The sequence below is a fragment of the Microbacterium sp. ABR10 genome, from assembly GCF_057812175.1.
On the sequence record NZ_CM173821.1, the window covers coordinates 3,514,784 to 3,529,053 of the forward strand.

Here is a 14,270-nt window from a genome sequence, read left to right on the forward strand (position 1 = left end):
GGAATAGGCAGCCGCCGCCCCTCGTTGGCATGGCGTGGCCCCCGTTCCCCACGAAAGGACCCCCGTGAGCCTGTTCAGCCCCACCACCGTCGGCGACGTCGACGTCCGCAACCGCGTGTCGCTCGCCCCGATGACCCGCCTCCGCGCCGACGCCAACGGCGTCCCCGGACCCATCGTCGCGAAGTACTACGCGCAGCGCGCGGGCATCGGCCTGCTCGTGACCGAGGGCGTGTTCCCGAGCGCCGAGTCGCGTGCGTACCCGGGCCAGCCCGGCATCGTCACCGACGCGCAGGCCGCCGGATGGGCGAAGGTCGCAGATGCCGTGCACGCCGAGGGCGGCACGGTCTTCATGCAGCTCATGAACGGCGGACGCGTCACCCACCCCGACATCACCGGCACCGACCGCATCGTCGCCCCCTCGGCGATCGCGATCGAGGGCGAAACCCGCGTGGCCGACGGCACCAAGGTCGCCTACGCCACCCCCCACGCGCTCGAGACCGCCGAGCTCGCCACCGTCCGTGACGAGTTCGTCGCCGCCGCCCGACAGGCAGTGGATGCCGGTTTCGACGGCGTCGAGCTGCACGGCGCCAACGGATACCTGCTGCACGAGTTCCTCTCCCCCGCCTCCAACCAGCGCACCGATGAGTACGGCGGATCGCCCGAGGCCCGCGCCCGCTTCGCCATCGAGGTCGCCGAGGCCGTCGTGGCCGAGATCGGCGCCGGACGTGTCGGCATCCGGATTTCGCCCGCCCACAACATCCAGGACGTGTGGGAAAAGGACGAGGCTGAGACCCGCGCCACCTACGAAGCGCTCATCGCCGGCCTCGCTCCCCTGGGTCTTGCGTACCTGAGCGTGCTGCACGCCGATCCCGCTGGCGAGCTGATCCAGGACCTCCGCAGGGCGTTCGGTGGAACGGTCATCGTCAACACCGGCTTCTCGAGCATCACCACGCGCGACGAGGCCGTCTCGGCCGTCGACGAGGGCATCGCCGACCTGGTCGCCGTCGGCCGTCCCGCGATCGCCAACCCCGACCTCGTCACGCGCTGGCAGAAGGGCGCCGACGAGAACCAGGTCGACCAGCCCACCGTCTACGGCGGCGACGAGCGCGGCTACACGGACTACCCGTTCCTCCAGGGCTGACTCGCGCCGAAGGGCCTCGCACGGACGGTGGATGCCGTTCGCGCGAGGCCCTTCCTCGTGTCCGGTGACACCGGCCCCGGTGGGGCTCAGCCCACCGACGCCCGGATGCTCGCCCGCTTCCGGGCCTCGCTCTCGAGCTTCTGCTCGGCCAGGTCGACGATCGTGTCGAGTTGTGCGCGCGGGATGAACACGACACCGTCGGCGTCGGCGACCACCACGTCGCCCGTGAGCACTGCTACTCCCCCGATCGCGACCGCGCCGCCGATCACCCCGGGACCGTTCTTGTAGGGACCGGCCGGCGTCACCCCGCGGGCGAAGACGGGGAGCCCGAGCTCGCGGATGGCGTCGACGTCGCGCACGCACCCGTCGACGACGAAGCCCGCCACCCCGAGGCTCAGCGCCCGCTCGGCGATGAGGTCGCCGATCAGCGCCCTCGTGGTGTCACCGAACCCGTTGAGCACGATGACCTCGCCCGGTTGGACGACGTCGAGCGCGGCGTGGACGATCTGGTTGTCGCCCGCCGCCGTGAGCACGGTGAGCGCCGGTCCCACCAGACGCGCACCCACCCAGGTCGGTGAGATGCCGGCATCCGGAGACCCGAGGCGCTGCATCGAGTCGACGACCGCCGAAGCGGCCAGGGGCGCGAGGCGCTCGCGCTCGGAGGCGCTGAGGGGAGCGCGCTCGATGACGTTCGTCGCCACGGCCGAGGTCACGGCGAGACCTGCAGCAGTTCGTCGATGATGGGCGAGATCGTGGCTTCGCGCTCTTCCCAGAGCTTCGCGACCTCGGCTCCCGGCATCCAGGAGGCGACGGTGGCCGCGTTGGTGAGCTTCTCGATGACCGCGGGGTCTTCGGCGGCGACCTTGAGGGCGGCCTCTAGCGAGGAGCGGATGTTCTCGGGCGTCTCCGCCGGCACCGACAGGGTGAAGCGGCTGTTCATCGGCGCGACCTCGTAGCCCTCGCCTGACAGCGTGGGCACGTCGGGCATGAGTTCGCTCTGCTCGTCTTCGACGATCGCGAGCAGGCGGATGTCGCCGGACTTGTACGGGCCGTAGAAGCTCGAGACCCCGCCGAGAGCGAAGTTGACCTCGCCCGACATGACCGCGGCCACCTTGTCGGCACCGCTGTTGTAGTGGACGATGTTGAACCCCAGGTCGAGTTCGTTCTCGAGGATCCGCAGGTTGACGTGGTCGTCGCCGGCGCGCGAGTCCGTGCCCGCCGTGATCGTGCCGGGGTCGTCTTCGACGGCGTCGAAGAGGTCGTCGATCGTCTTGTAGGGGCTGTTCGCGGCCACGCCGATCACGACCGAGTTGGTGGCGAAGGAGCCGACCGGCAGGAAGCTCTCGCGATCGAAGGTGGCGTTCTTGGAGGGGTCGAGGTAGCGACCGAGGATGGACGGGATGTTCGTGTAGCCGAACGTCGTGCCGTCGGGTGCCGAGGTGGCCAGCTTGCTGAGGCCGACGACCTGGCTGCCGCCCTCGAGGTTCACGACCTGGATGTTGGCGTCGAGCGACTCCTGCATGGCCGGCGCGACGATGCGGGCCAGGATGTCGTTGCCGGCACCGGCGGCCGAGGGGACGATCCATTCGATGTCGGTTCCGGCAGCGGGCCAGGCCTCGTCAGCGCCGTCGCCTCTCGAGGTCGATCCGGTGGCGGACGAGCATCCGACGAGGGCCACGGCAGCCAGGGCTGCAACGGCGCCGAGGGTCAGGGAGCGGATTCGCATGCTGTTTTCTCCTTCTGGTGGGGATGACGAATGAGTCGGGATGACGAGGGTGCGGGGACGGGACTAGGCGTCGACACGTGCGCGGGAACGGGACCGCGACCGTGACCGCACGAAGGCGGCGAGCGCGGGGCGGCTCGCTCCGAGCGCGACGGCGAGGGCGCAGACCACGAGCAGGCCGGTGGCGATCGGGCTGCTGGTGAACACTCCCCAGTCACCGCGCGACAGGGCGAGCGACCGCTGGAAGTTCTCCTCGAGCATCGGGCCGAGGATGATCGCGAGCACGAGCGGCGTCAGCGGCACGCGCAGCAGATGGAAGACGTAGCCGATCACGCCCGCGGCGACCATGACGAAGATCTCGAAGGTGCTGCCGTTGATCGAGTAGGTGCCGAGGAACATGAACGCGAGGATCGCGGCCATCAGGTAGGCGAACGGCAAGCGGAGCACGGCGATCCAGACGCGCACGAGGGGCACGTTGAGGATCAACAGGATGACGTTGCCCACCAGGAAGCTGGCGATGATGGCCCAGGCGACCTCGGGGTTGTCGCGGAACAGGAGCGGTCCCGGGATGAGGCCGTTGACGGTGAACGCCCCCGCCATGATGGCGACCGTCGCCGACGTCGGGATGCCGAGGGTGAACAGCGGGATCATCGACGACACCGCGAGGGCGTTGTTGGCGGATTCGGGCCCGGCGACGCCCTCCATGGCGCCCCGGCCGAACTCGGAGCGGTGCTTCTTCGAGAAGCGCTTCTCGGCGGCGTAAGAGGCCAGTGACGTTGCCGCTCCGGGCGAGCCGGGGAGAAGGCCCATGAAGAAGCCGATGATCGAGCCGCGGAAGAAGGGCTTCCACGAGCGGCGGAAGTCGTCGCGGGTGGGGTAGAGCCGTCCGATCGAGAGGGGCTTGGCGATGCCTGCGGGGCCACGCTGGGCCTGCGCGAGGATCTCGCTGAGGCCGAAGGCGCCCATGACGATCGCGACAAGGCCGATGCCGTCGAAGAGCTGCGGCATATCGAATCCGAAGCGCACGATGCCGACGCCCGGGTCGAGGCCCACCGTCGCGATCGCAAGGCCGACGCCGGCGCTGATGAGCGCCTTGGCGGGGTTGCTGCCCGCGAAGCTCGTGATGAGCAGCAGCCCGAGGAACGACACGAGGAACAGCTCGGGGGCGCCGAACTCCAGCGCGATCCGCGCGAAGGGGGCGACGAGCACGAACCCGACGACTCCGACCAGCCCGCCGATGAACGAGCCCACCGCCGCGATCACGAGCGCCGGGCCGCCGCGGCCGCGCTTGGCGAGCTCGTATCCATCGAGGGTCGTGGCCACGGACGAGGCTTCTCCGGGGATCCGGAGCAGGACGGCCGTGATCGTGCCGCCGAAGGCCGCGCCGTAGAGGATGGCGGCGAGCATGATGATCGCCGTCGTGGGCGAGAGCCCGAACGTGACCGGGATGAGCAGCGAGACGGCTGCTGCGGGCCCAAAACCGGGCAGCACGCCGACAAGCATGCCGAGCACGCAGCCGAGGAGGGCGAAGAGCAGGTTCTCGGGGGTCAGGACGGTGAGGAGTCCTTGGAAGAGTGCGCCGAATTCCATGTCAGAGGCCGATCATCCGGAGCACGGTGATGCTCGAGTGCGGGAGGGCGGTGCCGAGCAGGTCGGCGAAGACGAACCGGCTGATGACGGCGACGCCGACCGCGATGAGAAGGGCGACCCACCAGCGGCGAGCGCTCACGAGGGTCATCACGCTGAAGAGCAGCAGCGTCATGGTGAGGAGGTACCCGAGCACCGGCAGGAGGATCGCCGCGAGCACGAGCGATCCCGCCACGATGGCGACGCGCAGCACTCCGCGACGGTCGGGGAGGGCGATGTCGTCGTCCTCCTCGTCGATCCCGTCGACAACGAGCACGCCGATCGCGGTGTCGGTGGGCGGGTCGACGCGGTTGCCCTCAAACGGCGTCCGCGCGTCGAGCTCCGACCGGTTCGCCTCGCGCCGCTGCGTAGCAGCCGCGCCGAGCAGCTGCAGCGCCCACAGGACCGCGCCGAGGGCGATCGTGGCTCCCGCGACGACCGGGAAGAACCCGGCGCCCACCCCGGTCACGTTGGTCAGGCCGTAGCCGAAGCCCGACACCATGACCGCGATGCCGGCGACGGCACCGATCGCCACGACAGACCACTCCAGGTACTGCCGTGCCCTCGTCGGGGACGAGGTTTGCACCACATCAGACGCCATCGTCATCCGCCTCTCTGCGGGTTTCGTGCTAGGTGTGTGTGTGCAAGACCGTTGTCGCAACTTGCGCACTTGCACAGGATTGCAGGATGGTCCAGACTTGTCAACAACCGACCCGCTCGATCGGCGTCGTGCCTCGAAGGAGAGAACATGAGCTTCCGCGCCGTCGCGACTCGCAACACCGCCGCCCTGAGCACCACGGAGCAGAAGGTCATGACGGTGCTGCTGAGCGCCGCGACGTCATCGACGACGGCGGCCGACGTGGCCGCACAGGCCGGCACGCACGAGTCGACCGTGGTGCGTCTCGCGCAGAAGCTGGGCTATCGCGGATACCCCGACCTGCGCCGCGACCTCCGCGCCGACGAGGTGAACCCCGCACTCTCCGGGGCGCCGATGCGGCAGGAGTCCGGGGCCGACCTGGCATCCTTCGTCGCCGACGAGCGAGCCGGTCTCGAGCGGCTGTCGGAGTTCGTCCCCCAGTCCGCGATCGACGCGGCTGCCCGCGACATCGCCGGCGCCGGGGTTGTCTACATCTTCGCGAACGGCGACGCCCGCTCGCTGCAAGAGCTGCTCGCCCGCCGCTTCCGCCGGTTGGGGATGGTCGTGGTCACCCTCTCGCCCCAGGCGAAAGACCTCGCTGAGCGCTTCGTGCCGTTCGACTCCACCAGCATCCTGATCGGCTTCGCGTTGCGCGAGACCCCGCGGATGCTTCCCGCCCTCATCGCCGAGGCGCAGCGCCGACGCGGACGGAGCCTGCTCATCACCGACGTGCCCGGTGCCCAGTTCCGGCCCGCTCCCGACCACCTGATCGCGGCCCTCCGCAGCGCCGACAGCGAGTACCGCACCCTCTTCGTGCCGATGGCGATCTGCTACGCGCTCCAGCTCGCGGTCTACCACCTCGACTCCGAGCGGTACCACGCCGTCCGCGAAGACATCGACGGCCTCACTCGCATGCTCGGCGGCACCGACGAGATCCCCCTCCGGCCGTGACCGGCCCCGCCTGGCGGGCTGCGCTCAGCACGCAGGCGGCGCTGTCGCAGGCCTCGTGGGTCGGCGTCCGGTTGATGGTCGGCTACCGGGCGCTCGAGCTGGGCGGGGATCCGCTGCTGCTCGCCGCGCTCGCGGCATCCTTCGCCGTTCCGACGATCGTCGCGGCGCTTCCCGCGGGCCGGATCTGCGACCGCGTCGGCGGCAGCACCGTCGCCTTCGCCGGCCTGCTCATCGCGTCGGCCGGCGCGATCGTCGTGCTCGCCCTGCCGGCGACCGTCCTGCTGCTGTTCGCCGCGACGCTGACGATCGGGCTGGGACACCTCTGCGTGATGATCGGCCAGCAGACCTTCGTGGCGCACGCGAGTCGCGGGGGCTCGATGGACAGCGGGTTCGGCACCCTCAGCGCCGCGGCATCCATCGGTCAGCTGATCGGTCCCCCGGCCGTCACCATCGCCGCGACCCTCGCCGCGCGCGAGGAGCCCGACACGACCGCGGGGTTCGCCGTCTGCCTCGCCTTCACGGTGCTGGCCCTACCGCTGATCCTCTTCCTCCGCCGCGGCGACACGCACCGCCGCACCACCGCCGCGAAGGCCCCGCGCACTCCGCTCTCGGCAGTGATGAGGGCCCCCGAGTTGTGGCGGGCCCTCGCCGTCAGCGGAGCCGTGCTCGTGACGGTCGACCTGCTCTACACCTTCGTGCCGCTGTGGGCGGTCGAGAAGGGCATCCCCCCGGTCACCGTCGGCCTGCTGCTCGCTCTCCGCGCCATCGTCTCGGTCGTGAGCCGCCTCGGCCTCGCCCGCATCGTCGCGCGATTCGGCCGCCGCACACTGCTTGTCGTGGCGATGCTCCTGGGCGTCGCGAGTCTCGTCGCCCTGCCCTTCGCGAACCAGTGGGGCGCGATCCCCGTGATGATCGCGCTCGGCATCGCCCTCGGCCTCCCCCAGCCCCTGACCATGGCCTGGACGACCGCGATCACCCCGCCCGCGGTGCACGGCGCCGCCCTCGGCCTGCGCCTGACCGCCAACCGCGTGCTGCAGGTGCTGATCCCGGTGAGCGTGGGCCTCGTCGCCGGCCCCTTCGGACTCGTGACGATCTTCTGGTCGAACGCGGCCGTGCTCGCCGTGGGGGTGGCGATCGTCGCAACCTCGCGTACTAGTGATCGCGACGGGGAGGGTTCGGAGTAGCGACGGCCGCTACGAGACGGCTCGGTGTCGCTGCACGATGGCGCTGAGCAGAACCCCGGCGCGCGACGAGCTCGAGCCGCACCTGATCCCGGATGCCATCGAGCGGGCGTGACGTGACCATCTCGTAGGTGGCGCCGTCATGAAGTTCAGAGTCGGATCGGCGGAGGTCGGCCGACCGCTTTGTCATCGAGGTCGCCGAGGCCGTCTCGGCCGTAAACGACGGCATCGCCGACCCGTTTATTGTCGGGCGTCCGGCGATCGCCCACCCCGACCTCGTCACCCGCTGGGATAAGGGCGCGGACGAGAACGAAGCGGAGCAGGCCACCGTCTCCGGCGGCGGTGAGCGCGGGTACGAATTACCCGTTCTCACGGTCGTAACCTGTCCACATCTGGGGGGCCTAGTGCGCTTCTCTCACTAAGCCTCGCATCATTTCAGTCATCTACTCTGCATCGCACGCGGCACCGGCCCGGCCCGTCCGCTACCGCGGGTCTCTCGATCTGTGGCACCGGTTCTGATTCACGGTGCGGCACTTTGGTCGTGCACGGGGGGCTCAGCGTAGTTGAGGGAAGTTACGGGCTTTCCCCCGGTGCGCGGATCCTCGCCTGCGCTTAAACCCTTGAAGAGGGTCGTGTGGACGACCTGATGATATGTGTTGGCCAAAAGATCCTCATAACGCAATGTCACAACGACCTGGTAAGCGTTTTGACGAGGATCCTCAAAACGAGGGTTATCTCGAGGAGCTACAAAGTACGCGCGGATGACTCGCACAGACCCGTTCTTGATCAGGAAATTCATGAAACCATTCTTCTCCTCCGAGAGCATTTCACCCTTGGCATCCCGAACTACGTACTCGACCGCCCTTAGCATGGCGTGACCCAGCCCCACGTTGCCGACAATGAGCGCGTGACCGAAATGAAGGACCCCCGGATCGCTCCACCTAGCGCGGTCGAGCGAGAAAACTGGAGTCCCGGGCTCTTCCGCGAGCTGACCAACAGAATTATCGAAATGTTTCGGGTCGTAGCTGACCCTGAACTCAAATAACGGCAGCATAGATAAACGATTACGAAGGTCCTCCGCCGACTGACGGGATCGCTCCGCCGCCTGAGCGTTTCGGAGTGTCAGCAGCACACCGCCGAACGTAACAAGACCTCCGACGACACCACCGACAATCGCGCCAATAAATGCTAGCCAGTCGTAGTGGGAGGAGAGCCGGACATACTGCCGAATATCGAGCAAATCCAAGGCAACGAGGCCCGCAATCAATACAGTAAGACTCCCGAGGATACCAAGTACCCATACTCGAGTAACTCCGGTCGGTTCGGTCGCGGAGCGACTACTGGCTTGAGAGCCACTCTTCGCCGCGCTTTTGTGGAGCAGATCAAAACCTATCCGGCGGATGGCTCCAATTAGAGCCAATCGGATCGGCGGAGCTTGCGGCGGTTCGGAGCCGGGTTCTTTCAAGTATGTAATCCATCCTGCAGCTTGATCGCCCCGGAGGACAACGGGCGGCGCGGCGCGGCGCCGTCGGTCGAGCGTCCAAAGAACGACAAGACCGCCTGAACGGACGGAGGCGTCGCCCGCCCACTCCACAAAGAACGCGCCGCCCCTGTCTTCGGCGAGGACAATGTAGCGCGCAGCGTCGGATTCCAGTCGATTCGGGCCCTCAATCTGCTCCGACGATAAGAGTATTGACATTGACTCGATAGTCGCCGAGCGCGAAGAGAACAGAGAGTCGCCAGCCTTAACAATGTTCTTCTGGTCCAGCCACACAACCCCGTGCTCGGTCACACGTCTTCGACCGCCATCGCGCTCGCTCATGTGGGCGCGAAAATCGCGACCTTGTCGCTTAATTTCGACTAGCACCCCGAACTGCGCTTCGCGCTTCTCGTGGACCTCGACAATTAGCACCAGAGCGGCAAATATGCAGCATGCAGCGGCAACTGCCCCGAGCGCGACCAGGTCTTGCGGGTTCACGACCTGAGTCTGACAGAACACGTGAGTGGCATTCGCCCATTGCGATGTGACGCCTCGCCCCCTACGTATCGCGCACGGAAGACGTCGCACGCTAGGGCCAAAGGCGGTTGAACGCTCCCTGCATCAGCTTCGCTGCTCCATTGATGTCGCTCACGGACCGCTCGCGGTGTTACTCCGATAACCCCCTTGCCTGGGCCACTCGATGGCTCGCGACCTCGCGCACAAGCGATCGCGACGGCCCCGAGGGCGAAACGTCGGGTTAGCCGGATCCCCACCCGGAATACGATCCGCTCCCCGACGGTTCCCGCCCCTATGACGACCGAGCCCGCACTCGAACGCGCTCTGGCTTCGCTGGACGTGAGGCCCGGCGACACGTGCCGTCTCTCCCTGGGCGCGGGTGACGCGCTTCCCCTCGAACCGGGCAAGGCCACGCTCGTCTTCGTGCGCGCCGGAGAGATCACCGGGCGCACGTCACCGGGCTCGGCGTGTGAGGTGGATGCCGCCTCGGGCGCCGCCGAAGCCTCCCGGGGAACGCGCACGCTGCTCGCCGGCGACGCGTTCCTCACCCTCGGATGCGGCGCTCCTCAGCTGCTGTCGCAGTCGAGCGCCGAGGTGACCGTCATCCCGTTGACGATCACGCCGACCGTCGACACGCGCGCTCTGCCGCCGTTCGTGTTCATCAGCGGCTTCGCTGCCGCCGAGCCCGCCGCGGCGCACCTCGCCGCGCACCTCGGCTCACATTCTCCGGATGCCGACCAGCCCCGATCCGGAGACCAGACGATCTGCCGGCTCATGGTGACGACGGTTCTCCTGTCGGCGCTGCGTGCGTGGGCGACCGGCGACCGTTCGACGGCCTGGCCGCCGCGCGCCGACGATCCGTTCCTCGCTCGGGTCGTCGCCGCCATGGTCGACGACCCCGGGCACGAGTGGACGCTCGGCAGCCTGGCATCCCTCGGTGCCATGTCGCGCTCGGTGTTCTCGGCGCGATTCCGCGAGGCGTTCGGCAGCTCTCCCGCGTCGTTCGTGACCGAGGTGCGCATGCGGAGGGCGAAAGAGCTTCTGGATGCCGGAACTCCCGTCTCCGAAACGTCACGGGCCCTCGGATACACGTCGGACGAGGGCTTCAGTCGCGCCTTCCGTCGGCACACCGGGGTCGCGCCCTCGGCGTGGCGCTCCGACGCCCGGTCGCGGGCCACGGTCTAGAGCCGGGGGCGCCTCGGAGCGTTCAGGGCGCGGTCGTGCTCGCGGTGTCGCCGGCGGCATCCCGGCATCCACGCCAGAGTCGCGACTCGCGGTCCAGCCGGCGGCGCGTGGGAGCGTCCGAGCGGTCACGCTCACGGCTCGGCCTGCGGCATCCGGGCCTCCGCGCCCCGATAGCGCCCGCGGCCTAGCCCTCAGCCCGACCGACCGCCGCCTGCGTGCGCCGCGCGTTCAACGACAGGCCGAACAACGCGGCTCCGATCACGAGCAGCACGATGCCGATGAGGTCCACGGGCACGACGCCGATCGTGTCGACGAAGATGCCGCCCACGCCGGCCGCGATCATGATCGCGAGCTGGAACCCGGTGACGGTGAGACTGCCGCCTGCTTCGAGGCGGTCGGGCATCCGGTGTCCGACCCAGGTGTTGACGATGATGAGCCACGACGAGAAGAAGAAGCCCCACACGGCCGCGGCCCCGGCCACCGCGACGGTCGCGGGAAACAGCACGACCACCCCGATGGCGAACGCGATCACCAGCGGGCCGACGACCGCAAGCCGCCCGAACGCCCGGTCGACGATGACCCCGACGACGACGTTGCCGATCAGCCCGCCCACCCCGAACAGCGCGAGCAGCAGCACGATCGTGCCGGCGTCGACGTCGGGGATGCGTTCCAGCGAGAGGCGCACGTACGTGTAGGCGACGAAGTGCCCCAGCACGATGAGCACGTGCCCGGCCATGCCGCCGCCCACGCCGGGTCGCCGGAGAGTGTCGACGAGGAGTCGCAGGCTCGACGCCGCAGCGGGCGGGACCGGAGGCAGCGCGAGGCGGACGGCGACGCCCACGAGAGCCGTGGCGACACCGATGAGCAGGAACGCGACGCGCCAATCGAGCGCTTCGCTCAACGCCACCCCGATCGGCACCCCCGCCACGGTGGCCAGCGAGACTCCGGCCGATCCGAACATGACCGCTCGACCGATTCGGTCCGGGCTCGCCAGCCGCGCGGCGACGGTGATCGACATGGCCCAGAAAGCGCTGATGGCGGCGCCCAGCAGGAATCGCGCGATGAGGATCGCGACCAGGCTGGGAACCAGCGCGACGACGAGGTTCGACACGGTGGCGGCCGCGGCGGCCCCCATCAGCAGCGATCGGCGGTCGAGGCGAGGCAGCAGGAGCCCGACGGTCGGCGCCACCAGAAGCCCGGCGAGGGCGGTGACGGTAACTGTTTGCCCCGCCTGGCCGGGAGTGATCCCGAGCGAGAGCGCCATCTCGGTGAGCACCCCGTTCGGCAGGAACTCCGCCGTCACGAGCAGAAAGCTCAGCAGCATCACGACGATGAGCCCGCCGTATCTCATCGAGGCCGTCGGAGCGAGCGGAACGGGTGCGGTCGTGGTCATGTTCCGATCCTCGCGTCGCCGTCGCGGTCGCGCCCGACCGTTCATCCCCGGCATCCGACTCTTCGTCCGGGGACGCGCGGTCCACCGGCGCGGAGCTATAGAACGGGCCGGTACCGCGGCACCGTGGCGCGATCGAGCGCAACACTCCTCTCGCCGACGGCACCGACCCGGCCTACCCCTTGCCCCACGCCCTCGAGACCGAGGAGCTCGCGACCGGCCGCATCGAGATCGTCAAGGCTGCCCGACGAGCAGTGGATGCCGGCATCGAGCTGCACTCGGCGACGGCTACCTGCTGCACGACTTCCTCTCCCCGCCTCTAACCAGCGCACCACGCCTACGAGGGATCCCCCGAGACCCGCGCCTACTTCGGGAACTGGCTGGGGGACGTAGTGATGCATACATTCTGAGCCGTTCGCTCCCGCAACCGAACGACGAAGGGAGAGTCGCCGCGACGACGAAGCCGCAACGTCCACGTTTAGCGTCGCAGACTCATCCCGCAGTCGCGGTTGCGCCCTAGATGATCTCGGATCCCAGCAAGTCAATTTCGGTGGGGTCCTCATCGATCTGCTCAACACCTTCAGTCTGATCTGCAACGATGACCGGCTTTCCGATTACGGAAGCAATCAAGTCAACCAACGCCTGCTGACGGGCTGCCATGAAGGCATGGAAGTCGTCGGCTCTCAGAAGCTCGGGATCGACGAGGTGGGATCGCAGCCGATTGTCAAACGCAAGAGGCACCAGCTCGGGATTCTCTTTCTCAATGCGGCTCATGTAGTCGGAGGGTGCGACGCCGCCGATAATCCGATTCGTCTTCGCCGCGAGCGGTGTCTTGTTGATGATGGAGTCGTATACCCCCTTGGCAATTCCTTCCTTCTTGCACCAGTCCTGCGGGAAGATATGGTGGATGTCGACATTCTCGTCGAAGAAGATAGTCTGCGAGAACTTCTGGCCCGACCGAAAGTCCTCTGCGCCTTCATGCATCAGGAGTGCATTGACGCCTTTGTAAGCCGCAGAAAGCCGCATCCTCATCGTCTGCAAACGATCCGCACGGACAGTCGCCTCATGGACGGTCGACGGAAGCTCCCCTCCGCGCACCCACGCAACGACCTCGAGGAAGTCGCGAGCGATGCGCGTCTCGGTCGACGAGCCATACAGCTCGCCGAAGACACCGTTCCAGTACCACCGTCGGATTTTCTCCATCGCCGCAGGGGATTCGGCTTCATCACTTAACTCCGCGAGGATTGCGGCGAGCGGGACTACCTGGCTCTGATACGGCAAATCCTTCACCCGGTAGATCCCCAAACGCACGAGGAACTTCGCAGCCTCGAAGAAACCGGCTTCAACTCGGGACTGGTAGCGAAGGTATGCGGCGAGAGGGAGGTCGAGCAGCGACTGACGTGTTGCCGAGACTTTCGGCAACTCCTTCCCGCTTCTCCCTGCGTCCTGCGCACGCGACCGCTCGTCTCTCGTGTAGAAGAGCGAGATGGCTTGCAGAAAGTCCGTGTTTCCTACTCCGGCAAGCACGCCCTCGGTCGACGACGGCAGTTTGAGCGCGGAGCGGAAGCGCTCGTGCGTCCCTTCCAAACCGTCCCCGCCGTACCAGTCCTTGCGCAACTCATACCCGTCGGCGGCGTACATCGCCGTTATGAGTTCAAATGCGTCAAGGGGTTTGCCCCCTGTGTTGACCTTTTCGAATACAACGCACACTGCCTCCTTGCTCGTTGTTGCGGCAAGTTCGATGACGGGCACAAGGTACTCAGTGAAGTTCTTCACGACTCTTTCGTAAAATTCGCTGATGCGGCGAAACCGATCCTGGAAGTCCTCGAGCCTCATCGCCCAGCTGACGAAGGCCTGATTCCAGTCTGACCACCCGACCACCGCGCTGAGCGGGAACATTCCACTCTCGAACTCCCGCTCACGGGTAGAGAGGTCAATTTCTACCATGCGGCCGAAATCCGACGTAAGACGACGGTCCTCCGGGATACTCACGACTGCCTCGTCTCGATCTACCGTCTCGTCGAGACACTTCTCGATGTCGAGATAGAACCACCGCTTGACCCGCTGGCGACGCGGCGTGATGGTGTGCACCACCTCGTCGCGCATCAGGACTTGATACATGGAAGTGAGCCGCTGTTGTCCATCGAGAAGCAGCGACTCCGCCTTATGCTGCCCCGCATTCCGCGGTGCCCCCTCAAGGACGCGCGGCTTGAACTCCACGGCACCACCCGTCTTGAGTGTCATGACCGCACCAACCGGGAAGCCGCGCGATACCGAAGCAATGAGGCTGCGAATTCTCTCCTCGTCCCACACCCAGCTCCGTTGGAAGTCGGGCAACTGCAAGCGTCCGTCGTGAGCCGCCTTGAGAAGGGTTACGAGGCTGATTGAGCTAGCCGTGAAGCTCGTTGTGGATTCACTCAATTGCGTGGCCTTTCCTCGC

12 protein-coding genes are annotated in these 14,270 nt (G+C 67.4%); 5 read left to right on the plus strand and 7 right to left on the minus strand.

Going from position 1 to position 14,270, the window contains the following annotated elements; genetic code table 11:
- Window positions 1-64 precede the first annotated feature (64 nt).
- Window positions 65-1,141, plus strand: a complete 1,077-nt coding sequence (locus ACXKZF_RS16275) for an alkene reductase (protein WP_488984917.1) — start codon at window positions 65-67, stop codon at window positions 1,139-1,141.
- 86 nt (window positions 1,142-1,227) lie between these two features.
- On the opposite strand, the gene ACXKZF_RS16280 is transcribed toward ACXKZF_RS16275, so the two are convergent.
- The 4 genes from ACXKZF_RS16280 to ACXKZF_RS16295 all read right to left on the minus strand — a co-directional run bounded on the left by ACXKZF_RS16280 (window position 1,228) and on the right by ACXKZF_RS16295 (window position 5,091).
- A complete protein-coding gene (locus ACXKZF_RS16280) occupies window positions 1,228-1,854 on the minus strand; it encodes an RraA family protein (protein WP_488984918.1) in 627 nt (208 codons plus the stop codon).
- Window positions 1,851-2,867 (minus strand): tripartite tricarboxylate transporter substrate binding protein, encoded by a 1,017-nt coding sequence (locus ACXKZF_RS16285; protein ID WP_488984919.1) that lies wholly within the window; start codon window positions 2,865-2,867, stop codon window positions 1,851-1,853. Before ACXKZF_RS16285 ends, ACXKZF_RS16280 begins: the two co-directional genes overlap by 4 nt.
- Window positions 2,868-2,930: 63 nt before the next feature.
- Entirely contained in the window at window positions 2,931-4,454 is a 1,524-nt protein-coding gene (locus tag ACXKZF_RS16290) for a tripartite tricarboxylate transporter permease (protein WP_440775124.1), read from the minus strand.
- A 1-nt stretch (window position 4,455) separates the two neighbouring features.
- A complete protein-coding gene (locus tag ACXKZF_RS16295) occupies window positions 4,456-5,091 on the minus strand; it encodes a tripartite tricarboxylate transporter TctB family protein (protein WP_488984920.1) in 636 nt (211 codons plus the stop codon).
- 147 nt (window positions 5,092-5,238) lie between these two features.
- On the opposite strand from ACXKZF_RS16295, the gene ACXKZF_RS16300 reads away from it, so the two are divergent.
- Window positions 5,239-6,078, plus strand: a complete 840-nt coding sequence (locus tag ACXKZF_RS16300; RefSeq protein WP_055952498.1) for a MurR/RpiR family transcriptional regulator — start codon at window positions 5,239-5,241, stop codon at window positions 6,076-6,078.
- A complete protein-coding gene (locus ACXKZF_RS16305) occupies window positions 6,075-7,262 on the plus strand; it encodes an MFS transporter (protein WP_488984921.1) in 1,188 nt (395 codons plus the stop codon). The genes ACXKZF_RS16300 and ACXKZF_RS16305 overlap by 4 nt, the downstream gene beginning before the upstream one ends.
- A 517-nt stretch (window positions 7,263-7,779) precedes the next feature.
- On the opposite strand, the gene ACXKZF_RS16310 is transcribed toward ACXKZF_RS16305, so the two are convergent.
- Window positions 7,780-9,237 (minus strand): hypothetical protein, encoded by a 1,458-nt coding sequence (locus ACXKZF_RS16310; RefSeq protein WP_488984922.1) that lies wholly within the window; start codon window positions 9,235-9,237, stop codon window positions 7,780-7,782.
- 312 nt (window positions 9,238-9,549) lie between these two features.
- On the opposite strand from ACXKZF_RS16310, the gene ACXKZF_RS16315 reads away from it, so the two are divergent.
- A complete protein-coding gene (locus tag ACXKZF_RS16315) occupies window positions 9,550-10,440 on the plus strand; it encodes a helix-turn-helix domain-containing protein (RefSeq protein ID WP_488984923.1) in 891 nt (296 codons plus the stop codon).
- Between the two features lie 184 nt (window positions 10,441-10,624).
- Here ACXKZF_RS16315 and ACXKZF_RS16320 read toward each other — a convergent pair whose 3' ends face one another.
- Window positions 10,625-11,833 (minus strand): MFS transporter, encoded by a 1,209-nt coding sequence (locus ACXKZF_RS16320; RefSeq protein WP_488984924.1) that lies wholly within the window; start codon window positions 11,831-11,833, stop codon window positions 10,625-10,627.
- A gap of 179 nt (window positions 11,834-12,012) precedes the next feature.
- Between ACXKZF_RS16320 and ACXKZF_RS16325 the strand changes: the two genes are divergently transcribed.
- A complete protein-coding gene (locus tag ACXKZF_RS16325; protein ID WP_488984925.1) occupies window positions 12,013-12,153 on the plus strand; it encodes a hypothetical protein in 141 nt (46 codons plus the stop codon).
- A 193-nt stretch (window positions 12,154-12,346) separates the two neighbouring features.
- On the opposite strand, the gene ACXKZF_RS16330 is transcribed toward ACXKZF_RS16325, so the two are convergent.
- Window positions 12,347-14,251, minus strand: coding sequence for a GmrSD restriction endonuclease domain-containing protein (locus ACXKZF_RS16330; RefSeq protein ID WP_488984926.1), 1,905 nt, complete (start codon window positions 14,249-14,251; stop codon window positions 12,347-12,349).
- Window positions 14,252-14,270: the final 19 nt, after the last annotated feature.